Source organism: Frankia sp. Mgl5, from assembly GCF_023242985.1.
Classification (GTDB): Bacteria; Actinomycetota; Actinomycetes; order Frankiales; family Frankiaceae; genus Parafrankia; species Parafrankia soli.
In genome coordinates this window covers 1-491 of record NZ_JALKFY010000453.1, presented here as the reverse complement: position 1 = coordinate 491, position 491 = coordinate 1, and the positions used below count along the sequence as shown (strand labels likewise).

Annotated in this window: 1 protein-coding gene; it reads right to left on the bottom strand. The window is 54.8% G+C overall.

The window, feature by feature from the left end:
- A partial coding sequence (locus tag MXD62_RS10105; RefSeq protein WP_368862372.1) for a class I SAM-dependent methyltransferase occupies positions 1-491 on the bottom strand: 491 nt, incomplete at both ends.

Below are 491 nucleotides of genomic sequence, written 5' to 3'. Positions count from 1 at the left end.
ACATCCTCTTCCTGATGAATGCCGATTTCAAACGCGACCAGCGCTTTTTCGTTCAGCAGCCTCGGCAGGGAAGCGCAAAGTCTGCGGTAGCATTCCAGCCCGTCTTGTCCGCCGTCCAACGCCAGTCTTGGCTCAAAATCCCGCACCTCGGAATCAAGCTGATCTACATCAGAACTGGGGATATACGGTGGATTGGATACAAGGATATCCACTTGCTCGCCTTTGGACAAAATCGGTTCAGTCAAGTCTCCCTGGAGAAAGCGCACGCGCTCAGATACACCCAACCGCTCGGCATTCCGCTTCGCTATCGTTATCGCATCCGGCGACAAATCGACGGTGCTCACCTGCCAGTGCGGACGTTCACACGCCAGCGTCAAGGCAATCGCACCGCTGCCAGTGCCAATATCGGCAACCATTCGCTTTTCATCAGCCTGCCACAATTGATCAGCCCAGTGAAGTACCTGCTCGATCAAAATTTCTGTCTCCGGGCG